This is a genomic window from Rothia nasimurium, from assembly GCF_928381415.1.
Taxonomy (GTDB): domain Bacteria; phylum Actinomycetota; class Actinomycetes; order Actinomycetales; family Micrococcaceae; genus Rothia; species Rothia nasimurium_H.
The window spans coordinates 167,509-191,499 of sequence record NZ_CAKMSF010000004.1 but is presented as its reverse complement, the minus strand read 5'-3'; the positions used below and the strand labels follow the sequence as shown (position 1 = coordinate 191,499).

The following is a 23,991-nucleotide window of genomic DNA, read 5'->3' as shown; positions in this document are numbered from 1 at the left end:
TGCCCCTCTTGGCTGAGCTTGCCTAGATTCTTTACCGGTCAAGGCCCCGGGCGGCCAGGGCGTCGCCGGTTTCCTGGGCGTAGGCTACCGTGGCAATGACCAGGGGAATGAAGAGGCGGAATGGGGCCACCTTGATTCCTCGAGCTGCCACAGCTGCCTGAATGAGGTTCCAGCTATCCATAATCACCGGGATTGAGCGAACCATTAATGCCAGGGCCAGGCCCACCCGTTCAGGGGATCCTCCTACCCACTTGAGAGGGGCGCACAGCCAGATGAAACCGTCAATAAGCACCGGCAGGGGAGTTGACCAGAGCAAGACCCTTGAAGCGGCAATCATGGTGAGCAGGGTCAGAATGACGTCGGCTCCGGCTGCGATTTTCTTGCTGATCAGATAGTAGGCCGTCAGGATCAGAAGCAACCAGAAGAGCGATAGTAGTGCCTTCCCCCAGGACCGCCAGGGGATTTTAGCCAGGGCTCCCAGGGCAAGCACGAGGGTGAGGGCTGCCAGCCCAAAACCCCAGTGGGAGGTCGCAGCGAGGTAGAAGCCTAGCAGCAGTATGAAGCTGCCCTTAGACCACAGGGGGGCTCGGTGTACCGGGGTGTTCAGGGGCTGATAGGTGCCAAAGAGCTGGTTGGCTAGGTTCATGCCCCGCTCCCGTTAGGACGCCCGGGGTCAGTGGGTTCGGGTAGGGCGGGGAAGCCGGTGGCGCACCAGTGGCGGTAGTCTTTCAGTACCTCATTGGCCGGCCCCTGGGCTAGGAGATGGCCGCTGTGAATGACGATAGCTTCATCGCAGGTGGCGGCTAGGTCAAGGTCGTGGGTGGAGATGACCTGCTGCTGGGGCAGGTTATCGAGCAGGCTGATAAACTTCAACCTATTCTTAAGGTCTAATAAAGTTGTAGGTTCATCTAAAAGTAGAACCTTAGGGTCAATAGCGAGTACGGCGGCTAGAGCCGTCAGCTGTTTCTCACCCCCGGAGAGGTTATAAACAGAGTCAAAGGCCCGGTGCTCAACCCCGCGCTCCGCCAGGGCAGCCAGGGCTGCTGCGCGGCGGGCGTCCTTACCCTTGATGTGCTGAAGGGAGAGCTCGACATCCTCAACCCCCGTCGGCATCACCAGCTGGGCGCCGGGGTCTGAAAAGAGCATACCCACCCGCGAGCGCACCGCAGGTAGATGCTCACTCACGCTCACCCCGTGTACGGTGACCTCGCCCGAGGTGAGCTGGGAGAGCCCGTTGAAGAGTCGTAGGAAGGTTGACTTGCCCGAGCCGTTGAGGCCGAGCACTGCGGTGCGCGGGGCAGAGAGCTCCACGGTAATGTTGTGTAAGAGAGTGCGGTCGCTGGTGCCGGTATCAACGGTAACGGTGGCTGAGCGGGTGGCAAGCAGCCCGTCGTCCGAAAACCGGGCCGACGGGCTTGCAGCGCTTGCGCGTGAAGAGCGAGAAAAAAACACGGGCTCTATCGTACCTAGCGGCGGGCCAGGGTGGGGAAGGCCCGGTGTACAGCCAGGGCAACCAGAACGGCCACCAGGCACTTAATGAGATCGCCGGGGATGTAAATCAGGGCAGCGGCAACGGCAGCACCCAGTTCAAGGTTGGCATTGACCATCATGCCGGCAACGCCAAAGACCTGGATGATGGCAAAACCTGCCAGTGCAGCCACCACAAAAGCGCCAAAAAGCCCGGCCCCGCTCATGCGGCGGCGCAGGGCTGCGTAGGCAAGCCCGCCGGTAACCAGGGCACCGGGAATGAAGCCCAGCAGGTAGCCAAAGGAGGGTGAGGCAATGGTGCCGAAGCCGCCCTTGCCCCCAGAGAAAACCGGCAGGCCGATGAGGCCAGCAACGACATACAGAGTGACAGCAAGAGCCGCGCGGGTGCCGCCCAGGGTAAGAGCTGCAATGTAGATCGCTAGGGTCTGGAGAGTGATGGGAACGGCTGCCGGGCCGACCGGGATGGCAGGAAGTAGGGCGCATACGGCAATGAAGGCTGCAAACACAGCGATGAGAGCCAGATCGCGACCGGGATTGGCAGCGGCGCGCACCGGGCGCGCGGAAGTCTGTGATGATGTCATGCCCATTACTATAAACAGGTTTTGAACACCGTTCAAAAACTCTGCCTTTCTTTCACTTCTGTGACGCCAGCCCGAACCAACGCCCCGGTGGCCCTTCCAACATCGACCAGCACCACACCGGGGCGGTAAGATAGATAGCTGGCCAACCCACCCCCCACCCAAGGAGCAGACCCGTGCTGTCAGTCAACAACCTCGAACTGCGAGCTGGCGCTCGCCTACTCATGGAGGACGTCACCTTCCGCATCGATAAGGGCGATAAGGTTGGCCTCGTGGGTCGAAACGGCGCCGGTAAAACCACCATGACCAAGGTGCTGGCCGGGCTGACCCTGCCCGCTGACGGTACCGTCACCCGCGGCGGCACCATCGGCTACCTGCCCCAGGACCCCAAGGTCGATGACATGACCCAGCTCGCCAAGGACCGCATCTTCTCGGCCCGCGGCCTGGATGGGGTTGCCCGCAAAATGCGCCAGGCCCAGGAAATGATGGCTAGCGAAGACCCCGCAGAGCACGCCAAGGGCATGCGCCGCTACGACCGGCTCGAAGCTGAGTTCATTGCCGGTGGCGGCTATGCGGCCGAGTCTGAGGCAGCTACCATCACCGCCAATCTTGACCTGCCCGAGCGCGTCCTTAATCAGCCCCTGTCAACCCTCTCCGGTGGTCAGCGCCGCCGCGTCGAGCTGGCCCGCATTCTCTTTGCCAACGCAGACACCATGCTGCTCGATGAGCCCACCAACCACCTGGACGCCGACTCGGTAGTCTGGCTGCGCGAGTTTTTGAAGAACTACCAGGGCGGCATCCTGGTCATCTCCCACGACGTGGAACTGATGGAACTGGTGGTCAATAAGGTCTTCTACCTGGATGCCAACCGCTGCGTCATCGATATCTACAACATGGGCTGGAAGAACTACCTGCTGCAGCGCGAGCAGGACGAGGCCCGCCGCAAGCGCGAGCGCGCCAACGCCCAGAAAAAGGCCTCGGCCCTGATGGAGCAGGCCAACAAGATGCGCGCCAAGGCAACCAAGGCGGTTGCAGCCCAGCAGATGATCAAGCGCGCCGAAAAGCTCATGCGCGGGCTGGAAGAAGAGCGCCAGGTCGATAAGGTGGCCGCGATTCGCTTCCCCGACCCTGCCCCCTGTGGCAAGACGCCCCTGTCGGCGACGGGGCTGTCCAAGAGCTACGGCTCCCTCGAAATTTTCACCGATGTCGACTTGGCGATTGACCGAGGCTCGCGCGTGGTGGTGCTGGGCTTTAACGGCGCCGGTAAGACAACCCTGCTGCGCATGCTGGCTAAGAGCACCCAGCCCGATACCGGCGAGGTCATCTACGGCCACGGGGCCAAGGTGGGATATTTCGCCCAGGAACACGAGATTCTGGATCACGACCGCACCGTCTTTGAGAACATGAAGTCAGCGGCCCCCGACCTCGATGACACCCGCGTCCGCACCATTCTCGGCTCCTTCCTCTTCTCGGGGGACGACGTCGATAAGCCCGCCGGCGTGCTCTCCGGTGGTGAGAAAACCCGCCTGTCGCTGGCAACCCTGGTGGCCTCGTCCGCCAATGTTCTGCTGCTCGATGAGCCCACCAATAACCTCGACCCGGCCTCGCGCGAAGAGATTTTGAACGCCCTGAAGAACTATCGGGGGGCCATCGTGATGGTTTCCCATGATGAGGGGGCAGTTGAAGCCCTTGACCCCGAGCGCGTGCTACTGCTGCCCGATGCGGTAGAAGATTTGTGGAGCAAGGAATACCAGGACCTCATCTCCCTGGCTTAGGCAGGAATGAGCGGACGCCCGCCCCGCCCGGTAGCTGACCGGGCGGGGCGGTCTTGTATCGACACCCCTTCTTTGGTCCGTACAAATAGGCTTGTGTGTCTGTTTCTTACGTAAGCCCACTGTTGGGGCCACCACACTCTACGAAAAAGGCCTGTGTGTTTCGTGGGTTTTTTGTTCCCAAACAAAGGTCACGAAATGATAACGGCCCTATTTTGCTAGTGCAGGGTGGGCCAGTCGGCGTAGAGTAAATACCAGCTTCGGAAGCCAATCTTCCCCAGCTGCACCTCAAGAACACCACCTCACCGATGAGGCGGCACACAAATCCAACACCGACGTTGGGCCGAACCTTGAAAGGATGATTCTATGCTGGAATCACACGACGTACGTTACCCTGAAATCGCTGAAGAGGGCGTAGAGGTCGACGTTTTCTGGACCGAAGACTAAACATCGTTCGCCTCAGCGGCACGGATATATTTTTGTTTTCCTTCCCACCCCACTTCAATGAGTGACTACATAGAAGTGATACACGGGTGAAAGACAGGGGCCCGGCACCATATGGTGCCGGGCCCCTGTCTTTGCCTGAAGTCTTAAGCTCCTGTGAAGAAGCCGCTGATCAGCTGGGTGGGGTAGCTGGTGAGGAAACCGAAAAAGGCCAGGGTGTAGGCCCCGATATAGACGGTCAGGGCGGCGGTGAGGAAGTTCTCGCGGGCTGAGCCAGCATCACCCAGGATGGGTAGGGCCATGTAGCCGCTCTTGCGCCAGAGCTTGCTGGGCACAACGGGCTTGATAGTGATGGGCCAGAAGGGGTTAACCCCGCGGGTGGTCAGGGCATCACCCAGAATGTGGGCGGTTGCCCCGGTAAGAACCGCCCAGGGCATGAGGGCCAGCGAATCGGTATAGATGGTTCCGGCAATGACCGCGAGTGCCCCCAGCCAGCCCCCCGGTGCCTTGAAAGTACGCAGGGCCAGGCCACCAGCAAAGCCGGCTAGAGCCAGAGCTAGGACGGGGATATCCGCGTAGGTCAGGCGGTCGGCAAAAAAGGCCAGGGCCCAAAAGGCTGCTAGGCCAATCAAAGAATGGGTTCCCTTGCGGTGGCCGCCTGAAAGTCGCCCCACCAACAGGGCAACCCAGCGACTGACCGGCGGAATCGAGTGGGCGATGGTGCCGTTGTGGTGGTCAATATCGGGGAGCATGCCCGCACCGGCAGCCGCTAGGGTGGTGACGGCCAGGGTGGTGGGGTCGTCAATGCCCAAGACTCCCGCCTCGTTGAGGGCTAGCCAGGCTGCTGCTGCGCTAATGGAGTGGGAATAACCCATCATGATGGTGCGATCCTTATGAATAATCCTCTGGAAGTGAAAGCACCACTTTAACACAGTTTCGAATATTTGTTCTAAAAGGACGCCGGTGGTCACGGAGTGAGCATAGCTGGGGGAGTGTTCGCCCAGAGCGAGCAAGAAGCGTAGACTGAAACTAGGACCACCCCGCCCTGGCAGCCCTGCCGGGGGCGAGCGTCCTTACACCCACCACAACTACATACCGAAAGTCCTTCGTTGAACCAACATACCCAAGGGTCAGAACCCCAGGCCCCTGCTGAAACTTCAACCGACATGCTCTACCAGATCGACGACACCCCACCCCTCGGTGTCTCTATCCTGCTAGCGCTCCAACACATCCTGGCAGCCTTCGCTGGAATCATCGCAGTACCCCTGGTCGTCTGTACCGCCCTCGGCTTTAACGTCGCCCAAACCTCACTGATGGTCAGCGCCTCCATCTTCGTCGCGGGCCTCACCACCTTCATCCAGTCCCGCGGCATCGGCCCCGTGGGCGCTCGCGTGCCCGGCATGATGGGCACCGACTTCACCTTCGTCAACCCCACCATCGCGGTTGGCTCCCAGTTCGGCATGGCCGGAATCGTGGCCGCCACCATCAGCGCCTCACTGGTTGAGATTGTGCTCTCCCGCTTCATTAAGCCCCTGATGCGTTTCTTCCCGCCGCTGATTACCGGTACCGTGGTGGCCCTCATCGGCATCACCCTGCTGCCGGTCTCCATGGACTGGGCAGCAGGTGGCGCGGGCTCCGAAGACTATGGCTCCCTGCAGAACCTCACCATCGCTTTCGGCGTCATGGCCCTCACCCTCGCAATCGCCCACTTTGGCCGCGGTATTCTGCGCGCTGCCGCCGTCTTTATCGGCATGGTCGTCGGCTACCTGGTCTGCATTCCCCTGGGCCTAGTTGACCTTTCTGTCGTCTCAGACGCCGCCTGGTTCGCCCTGCCCAACATCTTCGCCTACGGCCTGCACTTTGACCTGGCCTCCACCCTGGCCTTCGTCCCCGCCTACATCGTCTCCACCATCGGAACGGTCGGCATCATGATGGCTATCGGCCAGGCCTCCGGCGCCACACTCGACAGCAAGCGCGTCTCTAACGGCGTACTTGCGGACGGCGTCGGCTCAGCTTTAGCAGGCGCTTTCGGCGCGGGCCCCAACACCGCCTTCTCCCAGAACGTCGGCCTGATTACCCTCACCAAGGTAGCCTCCCGCCGCGTTATGATTACCGCAGGCATTATCCTGGCTATCCTTGGCGTCTTCCCCAAGCTCTCAGCCCTGATTTCCGTGATGCCCCAGCCCGTCCTCGGTGGTGCAGGCGTCATCATGTTCGGCCTGGTCGCTGCTCAGGGCATCAAAACCCTCACCACCATCGAACTGGGTGACCGCGAACTGCTCATCGTCTCGGTGGCCTTCGCCCTGGGTATCGGCGTGACTGTGCGCCCCGACATGCTCGCCAACCTGCCCACCGCCCTGCAGATGATTCTCTCCTCCGGCATCTCCACCGGCACCCTGGCAGCCCTGCTACTCAACATCATCCTGGTAGACCGAAAGAAGAAAACCGCATGAAACTCCTCGAAGACCGCATCCGCCGCGACGGCCGCATCCTGCCCGGCAACATCCTCAAAGTCGACCAGTTCGTCAACCACCAGGTCGACCCCCAGCTCATGATGGACATGGGCCGTGACTTCGCCGAGCACTTCAAGGACGCCGGAATCACCCGCGTCCTCACCCTCGAAGTCTCCGGCATCTCTATGGCCATGACCGCCGCCCTGCACCTGGGCGTGCCCATGGTCTTTGCCAAGAAGATTTCCTCCAAAACCCTCTCCACCGACACCTACCACTCCAAGGTCTTCTCGTACACCAAGAAAATCGAGTACGACATCCGCGTCGACAAGCGCTTTGTCACTCCCGAAGACCGCATCCTGATTATCGATGACTTCCTCGCCAACGGCCAGGCCCTGCACGGCCTAACCCACCTCTGCGAACAGGGCGGGGCCCAGGTAGCCGGCATCGGTATCGCCATCGAAAAGGTCTTCCAGGGCGGCGGCAAAGAATTCCGCGACCGCGGCTACGACGTCTACTCCCTGGCCATGATCGACCACTTCACCGACGACGGAGTGGTCTTTACCCACGAGGTAGAAAAAACCCAGTAGTACATCACCCAGCTCAAGAAATGCTCCCCTCCACCTGAACCGGTGGAGGGGAGCATTTTCTTTTCTCAATCACCCACAAAGCCTAGCGGTAGAGCTGCTCATCGAGCAGGGCGTCCTCAACCTCTTCATCGGTAATCTTCTTACTGCGCTTAGGGGCCTTAGGGCGCACAATGGACTTCATATGCGCGGGCATATCATCCACAAACTCCATGCGGCGGCGCACCACCTCTTCGTCCTCATCGCCGATATAGGTGCCATCAGCATCGTAGAACTGACCAAAATAGGCCTCAAGCTCAGCGGCAACCTGCGCATCGAGCTCATCGTTACGCACCTTCTGGCGGGCAGACCAGAAATAGGCAATATAGAACATGACCGCAAAACAGTACCACTGCACCGAATACGACAGATTCGGCCCGTAATCCTCCTCCGGCTTATCCTTAGCAACCGGGGCGCTCGCCGGGGCCGGGCTCTCAGAAGCCAGCACACCGTAATTGACCGTGTCAACATCAAGACCGGTCACCTCAGCAACCTCGGGAAGGTCAATACTGCTAATCTGCCCATCCACCGATGAAGCACCCGTATCAATCTCACCCTCCACCAGGCGAACCGTAATCGTCACCTGTCCAGCCGGGGGAGCAGGCACCGGAGAAGCCGTCGAACCGGCATCCCCAAACGCAGCCTCCATCCAGCCGCGGTTGACCACCACAATATGGCCCTGATCGGTCTGGAAAGGTACCAGCACCTCATACCCGTTCAACCCGTTATAGGGCCGATTGCGCACCAGCAACTGGTGCTCACTCAGGTACTGGCCGGTCATGGTCACCGGCTGCCAGCGCAGCTCAGAATGAGCGGACGCAAACAGGCTAGAATCGTCCGCAAAATCCAGGGGAGCGGCATCATAGTTCTGCGAAATACGCTCATTCGAAAAATCAAGCGCCTCCTTACGGCTCATCTGCCAGCTCGCCAAATACAGGCACACCAGCGAGGCGACCACAGTCAGCACAAACAGGCCAACCCACTTACCAGAGAGCAAAAAACCGTATTTCTTCACAAGCAACCACCCTATCCCAGAGGGACAGTCTGCTTCCAAAAACTACGCGCCACCAAAAAATCCTGCAAATACTGCACGTGCTCCTCACAGGCCGCCCAGCTCTTGAGCCGCCCCGGGGCATGCACCTTCGGGTTATTCCACAGCACCTCAAAACGAGCCTGCTTCTGGCAGCCCTTACGGCTACACTTCACAAACTCAGGGCCCTGGCCACTGCCATCTGCCTGACCCTGATTCAAAGAACCTAAAATATCCACCCGCTACTCCTTACCGTCCTCATCAAAAACCACTTCACCATCAATAATCACCGGCTCACCAGAATCCTCAGCCGCAGAATCTGCCGGGTGCGTGCTCGCCTGGGTACGGCCACCAGCTGGCCCACCGGCGTCCGCCCCCTCAGCCGCAGCGGCACGAGCCGCCCGATCAGCCTGAGCCGCCTCAATAGCAGCCTGCTGCTCCGGCGGCAGCATGGCAGAAAAACCGCCACCACCCTGCTTAGCCTCACCGTTAGCCACCACCACAGCCGTCCAAGGAATAATCGCAGCCGCAGCCAGGCACACCCACTGCCACACACCGTCCACCATCACCGCAGCAATAATAAAAACAATGCGTAAAAACATCTTGAAGGCATACACCTTAGCCCGCGAACTAACCCCCACCGACTGCCGCTCAGCAGCGTCCGTAATCTCAAAAACCTCAGAATCGCCCGAAGAATACCCGGCAGCCTCTAAATCCTCAGCAGTCCAATACTTCTGCGCCACCGGCACCCTCCTCACACAGGCTCAAACTCACCCCACCAGTCTACCCCTCGCACCCACACCCCGCCCGACCCCCTAACCAAACCCGCCAGGCCAAATAACACGCGCCTACTTGAACAAACCACCACTTTTTTCTCAAGAGCGTAAGATAGGGGCAGAAACAAAACCCCACAACAAGGTGAAACAATGACCAACCCCACCGTACTCATCACCGGCGGCAACCGCGGCATCGGCCACGCCATCGCCACCGAATTCAAAAAAGCCGGCTACAACGTCGCCATCACCTACCGCAGCGGCGAACCCCCCACAGACTTCTTCGCCGTCAAAGCAGACGTCACCGACACAGCCTCCATCGACCAAGCCTTCACCGCCGTCGAAGCAGAATTCGGCCCCGTAGGCGTCGTCATCGCTAACGCCGGCATCACCAAAGACACCCTGCTCATGCGCATGAAAGAAGACGACTTCACCTCCGTCATCGACACCAACCTCACCGGCGCCTTCCGCGTCGCCCAGCGCGCCACCAAGGGCCTACTCAAAAACAAGGGCGGCCGCATCATCTTCATCTCCTCCGTTGTCGGCCTCTACGGCAACCCCGGCCAGGTCAACTACTCAGCCTCCAAAGCCGGACTCGTCGGCATGGCCCGCTCCATCACCCGCGAACTCGGCGCCCGCAATATCACCGCCAACGTCATCGCTCCCGGCTTCATCAAAACTGACATGACCGAGGAACTCTCCGACGACCTCAAAAAGCAGTACACCGACTCCATCCCCGCCCGCCGCTTCGCCGAACCCAAAGAAATCGCCGACGTAGCCCTCTTCCTCGCCTCAGACGCCGCAGGGTACATCTCAGGTGCCGTCATTCCAGTAGACGGCGGCCTGGGCATGGGGCACTAATACAGCCTGGCCGGTGTGTGCCAGCGAAGGGCGGTAGCTCCCCTCTGCCGACTAACCTTCTCGCCGGTTCGCTATCGCTCACAGGCGATTCATGCCAGCCCCAGCCAGTCGGCTGCCGGGGAGCTACCGCCCACTGCTACCTAAACAAATCATTTATACAGCGCTAATAAGGACTAAGAATGTCACTTCAGAACAAGACCATTATCATTACCGGTTCCTCCCGCGGCGTGGGCGCAGATACCGCCCAGATTCTTGCCGCCCAGGGAGCCAACATCATCGTCAACTACCGCTCCAAGGCACCCCGTGCCACCAAGGTTGTTGCCGCCATTGAAGAAGCCGGCGGTAAGGCCGTTGCCGTACAGGGCGACGTGACCAAGGCTGAGGACGCCGCCGCCCTGGTAGAAGCTGCCATCGAGAACTTCGGCTCCCTGGACTACCTCATTCTCAACGCCTCTGGCGGCATGGAGGCCGGCATGCCCGACGACTACGCCATGGTGCTCAACCGCGACTCCCAGCTGCGCCTGGCCCGCCTGGCAGCCGAAAAGATGCCTGAGGGCGGCCGTATCGTCTTTGTGACCAGCCACCAGGCCCACTTCATCCGCGAAGTAGAGACCATGCCCGAGTACAAGCCGGTTGCTGAGTCCAAGCGCGCCGGCGAGGACGCCCTGCTAGCAGAAATCCCCGCCCTCACCGAAAAGGGCATCTCCCTGGTGGTTGTCTCCGCCGACATGATTGAAGGTACCGTCACCGCGGCCCTACTCAACCGCCTGCACCCCGGCGCCATTGAGGCCCGCCGCGAAGAAGCCGGCAAACTTTACACCGTCAACGAGTTCGCCCAGGAAGTCTCCAAGATGGTGACCGCTGATGTCGAGACCGGCCACATCGAGCTGGTCGGTGGCGCGGGCGGCTTCATCAAGTAGTTTCCTGTCGAACTTTGTACCGCACCCTGCCCATTTTTAAGGTTAAAAGTGGGCAGGGCATGGTACAAACCCGATGATTTCAGCACGTAAAAGGACGCTGGTAGCCACCTACCAGCGTCCTTTTGCTTGCCCTACGGGGCAGAATGAAGCGATTGTTTAGAGCCCAGCGAAGTGGCGTACCGCGTCCAGGCGCAGGGTGTTGATTTGGGCGTCGGCGACCTCAAGCAGGGCGGTCTTGGCATTGAAAGCAACGCCCAGCTCCGCCTCAAGGATCATGAGCACATCGTTGGCACCATCGCCCACGGCAATGGTCTGGGAGGACTTAATATCGAACTCCTTGGCCCACTCCTTCAGCGACTCCTTCTTGACCTCACCGGTAATGACCTCGTCGGTGACCTTGCCGGTCAGCTTACCCTCGATGATGTCAAGGACGTTGGCGCGCGCCTTGGAAAGATTCAGGTAGCCCGCCAGCGGGGAGAGCACCTGCACAAACCCGCCCGAGACCACGCAGACCTCGTGGCCGGCAGCCAGGAAAACCTCAACCAGCTTGGTAGCGCCGGGGGAGTACAGCACCTTGGAAGCCACCTCATCAATCACCGACTCATCGAGACCGGCTAGGGTGGCAACCCGCTCACGCAAGGACGCCTCAAAATCGAGCTCCCCGCGCATAGCCCGCTCGGTCACCTCAGCAACCTCAGCGCCGCGTCCTGCCGCAGCTGCCAGCTCATCAATGACCTCCTGGCGGATTAAGGTAGAGTCAACATCCATAATGAGCAGCTTCTTCTCATCGTTGGCCAGCTCAGCGGGTACCACATTCAGGTCAAAGCCTAGCGAGCGCGCCCCATCGAGTAGCCCCAAGGCGCCGCGGGCGTCCTCAACACCACCGCGCTCCCACGAAGCCGCGGCAATATAGACCGAGTAGGCCGGGCCCTCAGCCTCGCGCTCCACGCGAGAGGCAGGAACCTCCATCAAAAGACCCGACTCAAGCTCCAAGCCCTCAACCGTCTGCAACGCAGCAACCAGCTGCTCCTCGGTAGCAATCAGGGGGGCGTCCGCACGAGAAATAGCAACAATATTCACAGAAGTACTCATAGGCACCATTATCTACTAAAGTTGTGAACCATGGCATCAGTTCTTGAACTTAATAAGGTTACTGTCTCACGAAGCGGTAAGAACCTCATCCACAACATCACCTGGTCTGTCGAAGAAGGCGAACGCTGGGTCGTCCTTGGCCCCAACGGCGCGGGCAAAACTACCCTGCTCTCCATCGCAGCAGCCCGCCTGCACCCCACCCGCGGCGAAGTCGACATCCTCGACGAAATCCTCGGCGCCGTCGACGTTTTTGAACTACGCCCCCGCATCGGCCTCTCATCAGCCCCCATGGCAGCCCAAATCCCCGGCAACGAAACCGTGCTCGATGTCGTCATCACCGCAGCCTACGGCGTAGCAGGCCGCTGGAACGAAGAATACGACTCCTTCGACGACAACCAGGGCAAGGCCCTGCTCGACGACTGGGGGGTAGCCCACCTAGCTGACCGCCCCTTCAGCACCCTGTCTGAGGGCGAAAAAAAGCGCGTGCTCATCGCCCGCGCCCTCATGACCGACCCCGAAATGCTGATTCTCGATGAACCCGGCGCCGGCATGGACATCGCAGGCCGCGAAGACCTGGTCAAGCGCCTCACCCACCTGGCCCTCGACCCCTACGCCCCCGCCACCATCCTGGTCACCCACCACCTCGAAGAAATCCCCGCAGGCTTCACCCACGCCCTGCTCCTGCGCGAAGGTGAAATCGTAGCAGCAGGCCCCATCGAAGAAACCCTCACCCAGGCCAACGTCTCAGCCACCTACGGCCTCGACCTTGATCTGACCGTTCACGAGTCCGGCCGCTACTCAGCCTTCGCCCGCTAGCTCCCAAGCATGAAACCCAAACAACTCACCCCCGAGCAGCTGGTAGAACGCTCAGCCCGCGTCACCGCCCTGCCCAACACGCGTCCGCTCAGTACAACCCCGAGCGAGGCCACCCGCTTCTACACCCACCTCACCGACGTCAAACTGCGCTCCATCAAAGAACCCGAATGGGGAATCTACATTGCAGAATCCTCCAAGGTAATCCGCCGGGCGCTCGCCGCCGGGCACCGGCCTCTCTCGTTTCTCATGAGCGAGAAATGGGCCGACGACCTCATTGACGTGTTGCAGGAGCACCCCGAGGTACCCGCCTATGTGGGAAGCGAGGACGAGCTGGAGCAGGTTACCGGCTTCGCCCTGCACCGCGGGGCCCTGGCTGCCATGGCCAGGCCTGAACCCGCCCCCTTACAAACCCTGCTTGAGGGGGTGCGGCGCATCGCAATTCTGGAAGACATCGTGGACCACACCAACGTGGGTGCCATCTTCCGCTCGGCAGCCGCCCTCGACGTCGACCTGGTGCTGGTGACCCCGCGCTGCGCTGACCCGCTCTACCGGCGCTCAATCCGCGTCTCCATGGGAACCGTCTTCCAGGTACCCTGGGCCAGACTGGACTCCTGGCCCGGCGCCCTCGACACCCTGCACGCAGCGGGCTTCACCACCGCCGCGCTCGCCTTAGAAGAAGATTCTTTGAGCCTGACCGAACTGGCAGACCGCAAAGACGAGAAGCTAGCTCTGATTTTGGGCACCGAGGGGCACGGACTGGCCACATCCACCCTGGCAGCCACCCAGCACACCGTCATGATTCCCATGAGCCACGGGGTCGATTCCCTCAATGTAGCGGCCGCCTCAGCCGTTGCCTTCTGGGAAACCCGCCCAAAGATGGTAGAGTAGTTCCTCGGTTGTAAACCGCAACCACCGGTAGGCACCCGCCCCGGTAGCAACAAGATATGCACTGGCAAAATCCAGGGCACGAAGAAGGTAAATATCATGCAGGCTGGCATCCACCCTGAATACAACTACGTTCTCTTCCGCGACCTCGCATCAGGCGAGACCTTCCTGACCAAGTCAACCATGACTTCTCAGAAGACCGAAAAGTGGGAAGACGGCAACGAGTACCCCCTCGTAGAAGTTGAAATCTCATCAGCTTCACACCCCTTCTACACCGGCAAGCAGCGCATCATGGACGCCGCTGGTCGTGTTGAGCGCTTCAACGCTCGCTTCGCAAACTTCGGCAAGAAGGCCTAAGTTTACAGCCAGTCTATTCAGGCTTAATATCACACCCCGTGACCGTGATTTATCACGCGTTACGGGGTGTTTTTGTAGGTTTACTGCGTAGAATTGGGTTCGATTCACTCCGCGTACCGCACCCTTTTGCCGGGTGGGTACGCCCCTTTTGAGACAAGTTAGGGAGGTACCGTGTCCGTCGAGGCTCACGAAGAACCTAAAAAGAAGAAAAGCAAAAAAGCCCTCTGGATTACCCTGCTCATTCTGTTGCTGATTCCGGTTATCGCTGTGGGCGGCTACCTGTTCATGATCAATAAGGCCTGGAATAAGTCCGAGACCTTTGATAACGCCATGCCCAATGAGGACGGCACCGTCACCACCCCCCATAATGACGAGCTGCAGGCTCTGGTTGATCAGGCAGCTAACGCTACGATTACCAATGAGTCGGGTGCTACCTTAGAAAGCAACGTCTCTGAGGGTGATGCTAACGGCGACGGCATTTTGGATGCTGTAGCCGGTGGTGCTGTCACCGACCGTCCGGTCAACACCGCCTCCACCGATATCCTGCTGCTGGGCTCTGACCAGCGCTCCGGTGCCGAAGCGCAGGTTGTGACCGGTGCCCGTGCCGATACCATCATGGTGCTGCATATCCCTGAGGATGGCTCAGCGGCCTACCTGATTTCAGTGATGCGTGATACCTGGGTTAATATCCCCGGTTACGGCTCCCACAAGGTTAATGCCGGTCTGAACTATGGCGGTGTTGACCTGCAGGTTGCTACCATTGAGCAGCTTCTCGGCATCCAGATGGATCACGTCGCTGAAATTGACTTCCAGGGTTTTAAGGCTCTGGTTGATACCCTGGGCGGTGTAACTGTTGATGTTCCCTTCGCTTTTAACGCAACTCCCGCTGGGTATTCCTTTGCTGCTGGTCCTCAAACCATGACCGGTGGTGAGGCGCTGGTCTTCGTGCGCGAACGCTACGTTTTCTCTGACGGTGACTACCAGCGCGTCCGTAACCAGCGTGCCTTCCTGCGCGGCGTCTATAACGAGCTAAAAGCCGATGGTGCCCTGTCTTCTGCTAGCAAGCTGCTGCAGGTCATCGAGTCTGTATCTCCCTACATGACCGTAGATCAGGGTCTATCCCCTTCAGCCATCGTGGGTATTGCCCAGCCTGTTCTGGCTAACGGTAACACTCAGCTGGTTTCCATGACCCTGCCGAATGCCGGTACCGGCTGGTCCTGGGATGGTCAGTCGATTGTGGTGCTCGATGCCGCTGCAACCAGCGCTCTGTCGAACGCTCTGAAGACCGATACCATGCCTAGTTACATTGCTACCTACGGTTCTGACTAAATCCAGGTAGTCCCTCGCCAGAGGATATAAGGGGAGCCCCACCAGTTTGGTGGGGCTCCCTTTCTAGCACCTGAGGTATAGGTATCTTCCCTAGGCTAGCTGCTCGTTGTGTTGGCTTAGTGTTCTAGCGGGTCGGCAGATACTTCTTCTTCGGTATAGCTGTTATCGCGACCGACGAAGAGAGCCAGGAAGGCTACGGAGGCGCCGAGCACTATACCTAAAATGCCGAGCAGGGGCTTGAAGAAGACAAGAACCAGGCCCGTAACCAGGATCAGCCCGCCGACAAGGCCAAGGAGAACAGAGATACGCTGTAGGCCCAGGGAATGTGCGGCGGTGGGCTCTGAGACCTCTGCGCCGTTGGCTTCAGCGGTAGTGGGCTCGTTTGCGGCCGGACGGCTGGGCATGAGTGAGCGCTTTTTCTTGGGGGCGTTGCTGCGGGTCGCTTCACCCTCGGTCGGCACATAGGCGGGGGGCACCTCGTAGGAGGGTGCAGCCGGTAGAAGCTCGGGCAGGTAGTTGGGGAGCTCCTGGTACCACTCGGTGGGAATCTCAGAGGGGCGGACGGCCTGCACCGTCAGGGACAGCTCAAAGGAGTTGCCGCGGATGGTGCCCCAGGCGCTGGTGAGCTTATCGTGCTCGTAGGCATAGCGGATGACGGGGGCCAGCTGCTCGGAGATCTGGGTGGAGAGACGGCCTACCACCTTGCGGTCGTGCAGGACGTCGACCGAGTCAACCACGCGCCCGTCCGCGTGCTTAATCTGGTTATTTTCCAGGGAGAGAATCACCCGACCCTCACCGGAGGGAGGCAGGATGGAGTGCAGGTACTCGGAATGGTCCTTCTCATCGAGCACCTTCATAGAGGCCCCCTGGGGTAGCAGGGTTGCCTGGGTGGGGGCGTTATTGAGGGGGAAGAGAGAACCGGGGGCACTCAGGGAGAGCTGGCCGCTGCTTTCGATGTGGGTTTCACCGGTGACCCCGCGCAGAACAGCAGAGAGCTGCATACGGGTCACAGCGTCGTAGCCCGAGGCCACAACGCGTGTAATCGGGCCCCAGTAGGCAGCGGAGTCCTCGGGGGAAAGACGCCCCAGCTTGAGGTCATCAGCGTAAACCGCAATGGCCTGGGGCTGGTAGGGGTTATCGGGTTCTGGTACAAGGCGAACCTCACCGTTCCAGACCCGTTCACGGTCAATCAAGAGTTCTTCAAAAACCTGAAGAATTTCTGCATCGTAGTAGTCATCGGTGATGACCTGCACGGTGCCGCGATCGCCCAGTACGTAGTCGGTCACAGTAGGCTCCTTATCCCAAAAAGTTACTCTCTATAGCTTCTCACGAAAAAGCCGGTTTTGGTTTGCAATGCTGCGCCCCAAAACCGGCTTTCTGCGTAGATTCCCAGGTAAAGACCTAGTTACCTGCCCCCTCTTCGGCGGCAGATGCGTTATAGGCCTGAGCGGTAAGGATACGGACGGCATCATCGAGCAGCTCCCGCACCAGTCGCACCAGGGCGGTGGGGGCGTCCGTATGCTCGGCTAGCCAGCGCTCGGTAGCGCGGACGACCGGGTGTTCCGCCGCAGTACCCTCTGCCAGCTCTACCGCCGGGTAGAGGCCGCGAATAACGCGAGTAGCCATACCGCCGGTACGGGCAGCCCAGGTAGGGGCAAGAAGCTCAAAGAAAGCATCCCGGTAACCGGTGCGCAGCTCCTCCGGCCCGTGCTGGAAACCAGCAGCGGTCGCCGACAGCAACTCATTCGATAGGCTCATATCTTCAGTCACCAGGTTCCAGGCGGCCTGCTTCGCAGCCGCCACCGGCAGAGCAGCGGTCGCAAAAGCATAGCCACGCTCAGCCGTGGCAGAAGGACGGAAAGACCGCGCCTCATCCAGCTCCTGCCGGGTCACCGCGTCCTGAACCGCAAGCGCCCCCAGAGCCTTCCAGCCCAGAGTCTGGTTATAGCTCATACCAGGAGCATCAGAAATAAAGCCCTCAACCTGCCCGCTCGCACCCCGCGCCAGATCCTGAGCGAACTCAAGACCCAACTGAGAATGCGCCGACACAGACAGCAGCGCCCGCACCAGAATCAACTGCTCATCGCTACCCTCCTTCGCACCGGCAAGAGCCTCAGACAGCGCAGCATACAGGGCATCCCACAGCTCACCACGAGCACCCGCCGGAGTGTACAAAGAAATCGCAGCCTGCGCCTGATCCACAATATTCGACAGTAGGGTAGCGGACGGCTCAGCCGCCGCAGCCTGCCCCACAGCCAACACAAACCGGCGGCTAGCAAGCTTCCCATCACGCACCATATTCCACAAGCTACCCCACAGCAACCCGCGCGACAGGGCATCCTCCACCGACGATATCTGGCTCAAAGCCAACTCAAGCCCATCAGCCTCAGCCAGGGCAACCTTGGCATAGGTCAAATCCTCAGCATTGAGCAAAACCAGATCAGCAGCAGCCACAAGAGCCTGCTCCTGCTCAGTCAACTCAACCAGCACCTCATTCTGACCCACAGGAAGATCAGCAGACACCACACCCGTCGGTACCAGACGTCCGCCCTCAGACGCGAACAGGGCAATCTTCAACAGGTGCGGACGCCCCAGCTCAGCGGGAACACCCACAGGCAACACCTGACGCACCACCAGCTGCACAGAACCATCAGCACCGGTTACACGCTCACACGACAGCTCAGACAAACCACTGGTCTGCAACCAAGCCTCAGCCCAAGTGCGCACATCCCGATCAGAAACCTCATCAAGCACACCCAAGAAATCATCCAGAGTCGTATTACCCCACTCAAACCGCTTAAAGTACACCCGCGCAGCCTCAATAAACTGCTCAAACCCAACATAAGCAACCAGCTGCTTCAGGGCGCTCGCACCCTTGGCGTAGGTAATACCGTCAAAGTTCTGGCGGGCGGCTTCAAGGTGGGGGATATCCGCAACAATCGGGTGAGTTGTCGGCAGCTGATCCTGACGGTAAGCCCAAGCCTTACGGGAATTCGCAAAGGTGACCCAGGCGTCCTTATAGCCATTGGCCTCAGCAGCGCCCAGGTGCCCCATGAAGTCTGCAAAAGACTCCTTGAGCCACAGGTCATTCCACCACTTCATCGTGACCAGGTCACCAAACCACATGTGGCTCATCTCGTGGCAAATCACATTAGCCCGGCCCTCAAGCTGGGACTCATCAGCACCGGAGACAAAAATGTACCCCTCGGTAAACGTCACCAAACCGGGGTTCTCCATCGCCCCCAGGTTGTACTCCGGAACAAAAGCCTGCTCGTACTTGGGGTAGGGGTAGGCGTAGTCAAAGAGGTCCTGGAAGAAGTCCAGGCCCTGCTTGGTCACGGCAAAGATATTCTGGTAGTCAAAATGCTCTTTGAGCGACTGGCGGCAGTAAGCAACCAGGGGGATAGGCCCAGAATTAACAGCGGACGCCGGGGTATAGGTATCGAAAGCGGTAAAGTACTCGCCCGCCACAATAGCGGTGATATAGGTAGAAATACGGGCAGTCGGCTTGAAAACACGCTTAGAAATCGATGAATCTGACGGGTCATCAATTTCGCGATCCAGCTCAGCATTCGAGCTCACCACCCAGCTCTTAGGAGCCGTAATGCGGAAGCTGAATACAGCTTTGAGGTCGGGTTGCTCAAAATTCGGGAAAACCCGACGACAATCCGCCGGCTCATACTGGGTGTAGAGATAAATCTTGCCATCGGCCGGGTCAACATAGCGGTGCAGACCCTCACCCGAGCGGCTAAAGTACGACCGCCCCTTGATAGTGAGAGTATTCTCCGCCTGCAAACCCGGCAGGGCAATACGGGAACCCTCAACCACCTCATCAACAGCTAGTGACACTCCGTTCAGCTTCACCGACTCCACCGACTGATGAATGTAGTCAATAAAAGTACTAGCACCCTCAGACGCCGTAAATCGAACAGTCGTAGTAACCGGATAAGTTTCAAAATCAGAGCTGGCATGAGTGAGATCAACATGCACATCGTAGGTATCAACGCTGATAGTACGGGCGCGCAGGGCGGCCTCTTCTTGAGTCAAGTTTTCGTTATTCACATCACTATAGTAAGCCCCTGTATGTACAAGGTCGAGCTGGGGAGTGATGGTGGGGTGGTGGAAGGTGGATTTTGCACGTTCGCTCAACATTGTGTATAGTAATAACTCGTTGCCAGCACAGCTTCAGTTGAAGTCTGTAAGACACCTTGCGCGGGTGGCGGAATAGGCAGACGCGCTAGCTTGAGGTGCTAGTCCTCGTATTAGAGGGTGGGGGTTCAAGTCCCCCCTCGCGCACAAGAAAACCCCATATGGGATATAGAAAAAACCGGTTCCTGTTGACAGGAGCCGGTTTTTTTGTTGACTTAGGTCCTTCTGCTGCAAATCAGGCCCTGGCGGAATTTTTATACCCCGGTAGATTATCAACTTTACTCATCAGTTAAACTGATTATTTTTGGCGGGCGCCCTTAAAAAATTTTTGGAACCAGTGGCAGCTCCCAGCCTCCAAGCCAGTCTCTCTATCCTTAGACCGGGCGATAAACTAGCCCTATGCAGCCTACTGAACCCCGTGCGTCCGCCCCGCTCCTTGACCATACCTACAGCGAGACCTTCCCCGACCTCACTCGCCATGCTCAGCCGGACATCCCGCAGGGTACCCGCCTGGCCTGGCTCAACGAGAATCTTGCCCGCGACCTGGGGCTGAACCCGGCCTGGTTGCGCACGGACGCCGGTCTAGCCTGGATGACGGGCAGGGGAGAGGCTCCCACGGTTGCCCTGGCCTACTCGGGCTACCAGTTCGGGCAGCTCTCGTCGGTGCTGGGTGACGGTCGGGCCCACCTCATTGGCGAACTGGCTATCCCCGCGCAAGAAGAAGGCGGTAGGGCTACCCGTTGCGATCTGCACCTGAAAGGCAGTGGTCGGACGCCCTTCTCCCGCCCCGGTTCGGACGGCAAGGCTCCGCTGTCGGCGGCCTGGCGCGAGGCTGTCATCGGGGAGTCTCTGCATGCGCTCGGTTTGCCGACCACCAGGGCCCTGGCTGTGTTTGAGACCGGAGAGAAGGTGCAGCGCCGCGCACCTGAACCGGAGCCGGCGGGGCTGGTTCTGCGTGTTGCCGCCAGCCACCTGCGGGTAGGTACCTTCCAGTTTGCCCAGTACCACTGCGACCCCGAGGTGCGGGGGCAGCTGGTCGATTATGCCCTGGCCCGTCATTACCCCGACCTCACCCCGGGAGAAACCCGCAGTGAGCGGGCCCTTGCCCTGCTTCAGGCTGTGGCGCAGAGGCAAGCTCACCTGGTAGCTAGCTGGCAGGCGCTGGGGTTCGTACACGGGGTGCTCAACACCGATAACGTGACTATTTCCGGCCAGGCTATCGACTTTGGCCCCTGCGCTTTCATCGATGCTTTTGAGCGCGGCAAGGTTTTTAGTTCTATCGACCGCCAGGGCCGTTACGCCTACAACCACCAGCCCGGCATTACCGCCTGGAACCTTTCCCGTTTTGCCGAAACCCTGCTCGATATCATCGACCCTGAAGATCCGAACCGGGCAATCCACCTAGCCACCGAGGTGATCTCGGAGTTCGAAGATGAAGTGGTAGAGCAGCAAATAGCGGCATTTGCTATCAAGCTGGGGCTTGACCTGGGCGGGGTTGGTGAGGACGTCCGCGCCCAAGTGGGCAGGTTCGGGCAGGCAACTCTGGGGCTGCTAGAGCGCCACGCGCTGGACTTTACAGGGTTCTTTAGGTCTTTGGCTGAAGGAACCTGCCTGCTACCGGAGGGAGACCGGCAGGGCTGGTTGACTCGGTGGGAAGAACTGAAGGTCGCTACAGGTACTACCCCTGAACGGGCCACGGAACTCATGCTGGCACATAACCCGGTCTACATCCCCAGAAATTTAGCCCTCGACGCTGCCCTACGGCAGATGGAGCGCGGGAATCGGCAACCGATTGAGGAGCTGCTGGAAGCCGTCAGTAACCCCTTTGAGCGCCGCGCCGGCCTGGACTACCTGGAGGGCGCTCCTGCCGAGTCCCGCTTCTTCACGAGCTTTTGCGGAACGTAGAGTAACTTCTCTTATCTAGAATTTGGTTTAAAAAGGCCGGGGCCTACCACCGAACTTGTCGGTGGTAGGCCCCGGCCTTCTGCTATTGGGAGTGCCTAGCGGGAGCGGCATCTTCAGCCTGCTTGTTGCCCTGGGCGTTCTCCTGCAGACCCGAAGCTGCACGCAGCGGGGGAGTCTTGAAGAAGAGAGCCAGAACAAAGGCCATAACGGTGGCAAAGAAGGCAACCCAGTAGACCGACAGGGTTGAAGCGTTGAAGCCGACCATGAAGGGGCGGGTGAGGCGGGCGTCCGCACCGGTGAGGTAAGAGGTATCAGAGGTTGAAACGCCTGAGCCTTCACCATCGGTGGAGGTAGAAGAAATCTGCTCTGCCAGGGTGGGGGTGAGCTGATCAACCCAGTAGGAGCGCTGGGTTTCATCGGACCAGTCAACGACCAGGGTGCCGTCCTGAACCGACGCGTGAGCCTGCTCGGCAGCAGATGCCAGTGCGGCCTCTTCAGCGGCCGGGGTGGCTTCAGCTACCTGGGCATCAATGAAGGTCTGGGCCTGGTCGGCAGGCAGGGCACCAGCGTCAACCTGGGCCTGAACCGCAGCAGAAACCTGCTGGTAGACCGCATCGTCGGCGGCGGTGCGAGCCTGGTCAGAGGCCGCTGAGAGCTGAGAGGCGATAGAGCTCTGGGCGGGCTCCACAATCTGATTCCACATCTGCTCCATGATGCCCTGGTTTTCAGGAGCGGAGGCCACGGCGGGAGTCAGAGCGGCGTCAAGACCCGAACGCAGGTCGTCCTCGTTGCCCATGGCCTTCATGATGTTGCCGGGCATAGCTGAGAAGAGAACCGACAGCAGGACGGCGGTACCCATGGTGCCACCGATCTGACGGAAAAAGGTAGCGGCGGAGGACGCCACACCCATGTAGGAGGGAGCAACAGCATTCTGGGCTGCCAGGGTCAGGGACTGCATGAGCTGACCCAGGCCAAGACCCATGATGAACATGCCCAGCATGAGGAACCAGAGGGGGCGGTCCGCTGTCATGAAGGTCAGGTAGTAGTAGGCAACCACCATGAGGGCGGTGCCCAGAATGGGGAAGATGCGGTATTTACCGGTGCTAGCGACCATGCGACCCGACACGATGGACGCGGTCATAATACCGGCCATCATGGGTAGGGTTGCGAAGCCCGACTCGGTGGGGGTTAGCCCGGTGACAATCTGCAGGTAGAGGGGGATGGTCATCATGGCGCCGAACATGCCGAAGCCAACCAGGAAGCCCAGAAGGGACGACATGGAGAAGGCACCGGAGCGGAAGAGGGCCAGCGGGAGGATGGCGTCCTGGCCCATCTTGGATTCGATGATGAGGAAGGCTGCTAGACCCAGGGCGGAGATGACGAAGCAGGTGATGGACGCAGCGGAGGTCCAGTCCCATTCGCGACCCTGTTCAGCCACGAGCAGGAGGGGGACCAGAGCTACAACAACGCTGGTTGCACCCCACCAGTCAACGCGGGGCTTGAGGGCAGCATCGGTGATGCGAGGCAGGTGCAGGAACTTCCAGACCATAGCCAGGGCAATGATACCGATGGGGACGTTGATGAGGAAGACCCAGCGCCAGCCGGTAATCCACAGAATTTCGTCGCTACCGGCAAAGAGGCCACCGGTGAGGGGGCCGAGCACGGAGGAGATGCCAAAGACGGCCAGGAAGTAGCCCTGGTACTTGGCGCGCTCACGGGGAGCCAGCATATCGCCCATAATCGCCATAGGCAGAGACATGAGGGCGCCCGCGCCGATGCCCTGGAAAGCGCGGAAGGTTGCCAGCATAATCATCGAGGTGGAGAAGCTGGAAAAAAGCGAACCCAGAATAAAGACGACGATACCGAAGAGGTAGAGGGGCCGGCGGCCGAAGAGGTCGGAGAGTTTGCCGTAGATGGGGGTGGTGATCGTGGAGGTGATCATGTAGGCGGTGGTGACCCATGCCTGCTGTTCTAGGCCGTGGAGGTCATCACCGATCGTCCTGATAGCTGTAGAGACGATGGTTTGATCGAGGGATGAGAGGAACATGCCCGCCATAAGACCGACGATGACCAGCATGATTTGCCGATGGGTCATGAGGGGTTGGTCTTGGGCGGTTGTCTGCTCTGGTGTAGCTGGTGCTGTAGACATGACGAACCTTTAGGTCTGGAGTGAATTGCGGGTTCGCGCGGTTTTGCTTGGTCTACGGTGCGCGGACGCTTGTGGCGGGCGGTTGCGTAGTCTTGGGTTCGCGAACTTAACAAGCTTAAATGCAGTTCTGCAAAAATACTTCCTTCTGAAAGCGTCTTGTGCGCCACAGTGGGTAGGGTGGCTTGAAATTATCTACGTAAGGCCGGGTGTGAGTTTTCACAAAGGGTCAACCTGCACATATTTGGGTTTGTGGGCTTTTCTGAGTAAAGGTCAGTAAAACCCCAAATGAAAAGCACATAAACCCACACAAAAGCGCATTTTTTCTGGCATACTTGAGATGTAACGAACACAAAACAACCCCACAGCA

At 59.5% G+C, this 23,991-nt stretch carries 20 protein-coding genes and 1 tRNA gene; 11 read left to right on the top strand and 10 right to left on the bottom strand.

Going from position 1 to position 23,991, the window contains the following annotated elements; genetic code table 11:
* Positions 1-31: 31 nt before the first annotated feature.
* Genes L7A20_RS06205 through L7A20_RS06195 form a run of 3 tightly spaced genes read right to left on the bottom strand, consistent with a single transcriptional unit; the run spans position 32 to position 2,069 of the window.
* A complete protein-coding gene (locus L7A20_RS06205; RefSeq protein WP_237222779.1) occupies positions 32-646 on the bottom strand; it encodes an energy-coupling factor transporter transmembrane component T in 615 nt (204 codons plus the stop codon).
* Positions 643-1,452, bottom strand: a complete 810-nt coding sequence (locus tag L7A20_RS06200) for an energy-coupling factor ABC transporter ATP-binding protein (protein WP_237222778.1) — start codon at positions 1,450-1,452, stop codon at positions 643-645. The genes L7A20_RS06205 and L7A20_RS06200 overlap by 4 nt, the downstream gene beginning before the upstream one ends.
* 14 nt (positions 1,453-1,466) lie before the next feature.
* Positions 1,467-2,069 carry a biotin transporter BioY gene (locus L7A20_RS06195; RefSeq protein WP_237222777.1) on the bottom strand — a complete coding sequence of 201 codons (603 nt, stop codon included), beginning with the start codon at positions 2,067-2,069 and terminating at the stop codon, positions 1,467-1,469.
* A gap of 173 nt (positions 2,070-2,242) precedes the next feature.
* On the opposite strand from L7A20_RS06195, the gene abc-f reads away from it, so the two are divergent.
* Positions 2,243-3,841 carry a ribosomal protection-like ABC-F family protein gene (abc-f, locus tag L7A20_RS06190; protein WP_237199046.1) on the top strand — a complete coding sequence of 533 codons (1,599 nt, stop codon included), beginning with the start codon at positions 2,243-2,245 and terminating at the stop codon, positions 3,839-3,841.
* 587 nt (positions 3,842-4,428) lie between these two features.
* Here abc-f and L7A20_RS06185 read toward each other — a convergent pair.
* Positions 4,429-5,160 carry a metal-dependent hydrolase gene (locus L7A20_RS06185; RefSeq protein ID WP_237222776.1) on the bottom strand — a complete coding sequence of 244 codons (732 nt, stop codon included), beginning with the start codon at positions 5,158-5,160 and terminating at the stop codon, positions 4,429-4,431.
* Positions 5,161-5,391: 231 nt separating this feature from the next.
* On the opposite strand from L7A20_RS06185, the gene L7A20_RS06180 reads away from it, so the two are divergent.
* Together L7A20_RS06180 and L7A20_RS06175 are read left to right on the top strand one after the other, a co-directional pair.
* Positions 5,392-6,735 (top strand): nucleobase:cation symporter-2 family protein, encoded by a 1,344-nt coding sequence (locus tag L7A20_RS06180; RefSeq protein WP_237195932.1) that lies wholly within the window; start codon positions 5,392-5,394, stop codon positions 6,733-6,735.
* Positions 6,732-7,322 carry a xanthine phosphoribosyltransferase gene (locus tag L7A20_RS06175; protein ID WP_237195934.1) on the top strand — a complete coding sequence of 197 codons (591 nt, stop codon included), beginning with the start codon at positions 6,732-6,734 and terminating at the stop codon, positions 7,320-7,322. The genes L7A20_RS06180 and L7A20_RS06175 overlap by 4 nt, the downstream gene beginning before the upstream one ends.
* Before the next feature lie 82 nt (positions 7,323-7,404).
* Here L7A20_RS06175 and L7A20_RS06170 read toward each other — a convergent pair whose 3' ends face one another.
* Together L7A20_RS06170 and L7A20_RS06160 are read right to left on the bottom strand one after the other, a co-directional pair.
* A complete protein-coding gene (locus L7A20_RS06170; protein ID WP_237222775.1) occupies positions 7,405-8,373 on the bottom strand; it encodes an SURF1 family protein in 969 nt (322 codons plus the stop codon).
* A gap of 257 nt (positions 8,374-8,630) precedes the next feature.
* On the bottom strand, positions 8,631-9,131 hold the full coding sequence (locus L7A20_RS06160) for a DUF3099 domain-containing protein (protein ID WP_237222773.1): 501 nt from the start codon (positions 9,129-9,131) through the stop codon (positions 8,631-8,633).
* A gap of 183 nt (positions 9,132-9,314) precedes the next feature.
* Between L7A20_RS06160 and L7A20_RS06155 the strand changes: the two genes are divergently transcribed.
* Both L7A20_RS06155 and L7A20_RS06150 read left to right on the top strand, forming a co-directional pair.
* Complete coding sequence (locus L7A20_RS06155; RefSeq protein ID WP_237222772.1) at positions 9,315-10,022, top strand: beta-ketoacyl-ACP reductase; 708 nt, start codon at positions 9,315-9,317, stop codon at positions 10,020-10,022.
* Positions 10,023-10,201: 179 nt separating this feature from the next.
* Positions 10,202-10,942, top strand: coding sequence for an SDR family oxidoreductase (locus L7A20_RS06150; protein ID WP_237222771.1), 741 nt, complete (start codon positions 10,202-10,204; stop codon positions 10,940-10,942).
* 156 nt (positions 10,943-11,098) lie between these two features.
* Here the strand turns inward: L7A20_RS06150 and serB are convergent, their stop codons facing one another.
* Positions 11,099-12,034, bottom strand: coding sequence for a phosphoserine phosphatase SerB (gene serB, locus L7A20_RS06145; RefSeq protein WP_237222770.1), 936 nt, complete (start codon positions 12,032-12,034; stop codon positions 11,099-11,101).
* A 30-nt stretch (positions 12,035-12,064) separates the two neighbouring features.
* Here serB and L7A20_RS06140 point away from each other — a divergent pair, with 30 nt between their 5' ends.
* The 4 genes from L7A20_RS06140 to L7A20_RS06125 all read left to right on the top strand — a co-directional run bounded on the left by L7A20_RS06140 (position 12,065) and on the right by L7A20_RS06125 (position 15,421).
* Positions 12,065-12,850 (top strand): ABC transporter ATP-binding protein, encoded by a 786-nt coding sequence (locus tag L7A20_RS06140; RefSeq protein ID WP_237222769.1) that lies wholly within the window; start codon positions 12,065-12,067, stop codon positions 12,848-12,850.
* A 9-nt stretch (positions 12,851-12,859) separates the two neighbouring features.
* Positions 12,860-13,738, top strand: coding sequence for a TrmH family RNA methyltransferase (locus tag L7A20_RS06135; RefSeq protein ID WP_237222768.1), 879 nt, complete (start codon positions 12,860-12,862; stop codon positions 13,736-13,738).
* A gap of 96 nt (positions 13,739-13,834) precedes the next feature.
* On the top strand, positions 13,835-14,092 hold the full coding sequence (locus L7A20_RS06130; protein ID WP_083091002.1) for a type B 50S ribosomal protein L31: 258 nt from the start codon (positions 13,835-13,837) through the stop codon (positions 14,090-14,092).
* A 171-nt stretch (positions 14,093-14,263) separates the two neighbouring features.
* A complete protein-coding gene (locus L7A20_RS06125; RefSeq protein WP_237222767.1) occupies positions 14,264-15,421 on the top strand; it encodes an LCP family protein in 1,158 nt (385 codons plus the stop codon).
* A 116-nt stretch (positions 15,422-15,537) separates the two neighbouring features.
* Here L7A20_RS06125 and L7A20_RS06120 read toward each other — a convergent pair whose 3' ends face one another.
* The gene (locus L7A20_RS06120) at positions 15,538-16,707 is read right to left on the bottom strand and encodes an HIRAN domain-containing protein (protein ID WP_237222766.1); all 1,170 of its coding nucleotides are present in this window, start codon (positions 16,705-16,707) and stop codon (positions 15,538-15,540) included.
* Positions 16,708-16,822: 115 nt separating this feature from the next.
* Entirely contained in the window at positions 16,823-19,483 is a 2,661-nt protein-coding gene (pepN, locus tag L7A20_RS06115; RefSeq protein ID WP_237222765.1) for an aminopeptidase N, read from the bottom strand.
* Positions 19,484-19,631: 148 nt separating this feature from the next.
* On the opposite strand from pepN, the gene L7A20_RS06110 reads away from it, so the two are divergent.
* Both L7A20_RS06110 and L7A20_RS06105 read left to right on the top strand, forming a co-directional pair.
* Positions 19,632-19,717, top strand: a tRNA-Leu gene (locus L7A20_RS06110).
* A 252-nt stretch (positions 19,718-19,969) separates the two neighbouring features.
* Positions 19,970-21,475: a protein adenylyltransferase SelO family protein gene (locus L7A20_RS06105; RefSeq protein ID WP_237222764.1), complete on the top strand. Its 1,506-nt coding sequence runs from the start codon at positions 19,970-19,972 to the stop codon at positions 21,473-21,475.
* An 82-nt stretch (positions 21,476-21,557) separates the two neighbouring features.
* On the opposite strand, the gene L7A20_RS06100 is transcribed toward L7A20_RS06105, so the two are convergent.
* On the bottom strand, positions 21,558-23,624 hold the full coding sequence (locus tag L7A20_RS06100) for an MDR family MFS transporter (protein ID WP_237222763.1): 2,067 nt from the start codon (positions 23,622-23,624) through the stop codon (positions 21,558-21,560).
* Between the last annotated feature and the right edge of the window lie 367 nt (positions 23,625-23,991).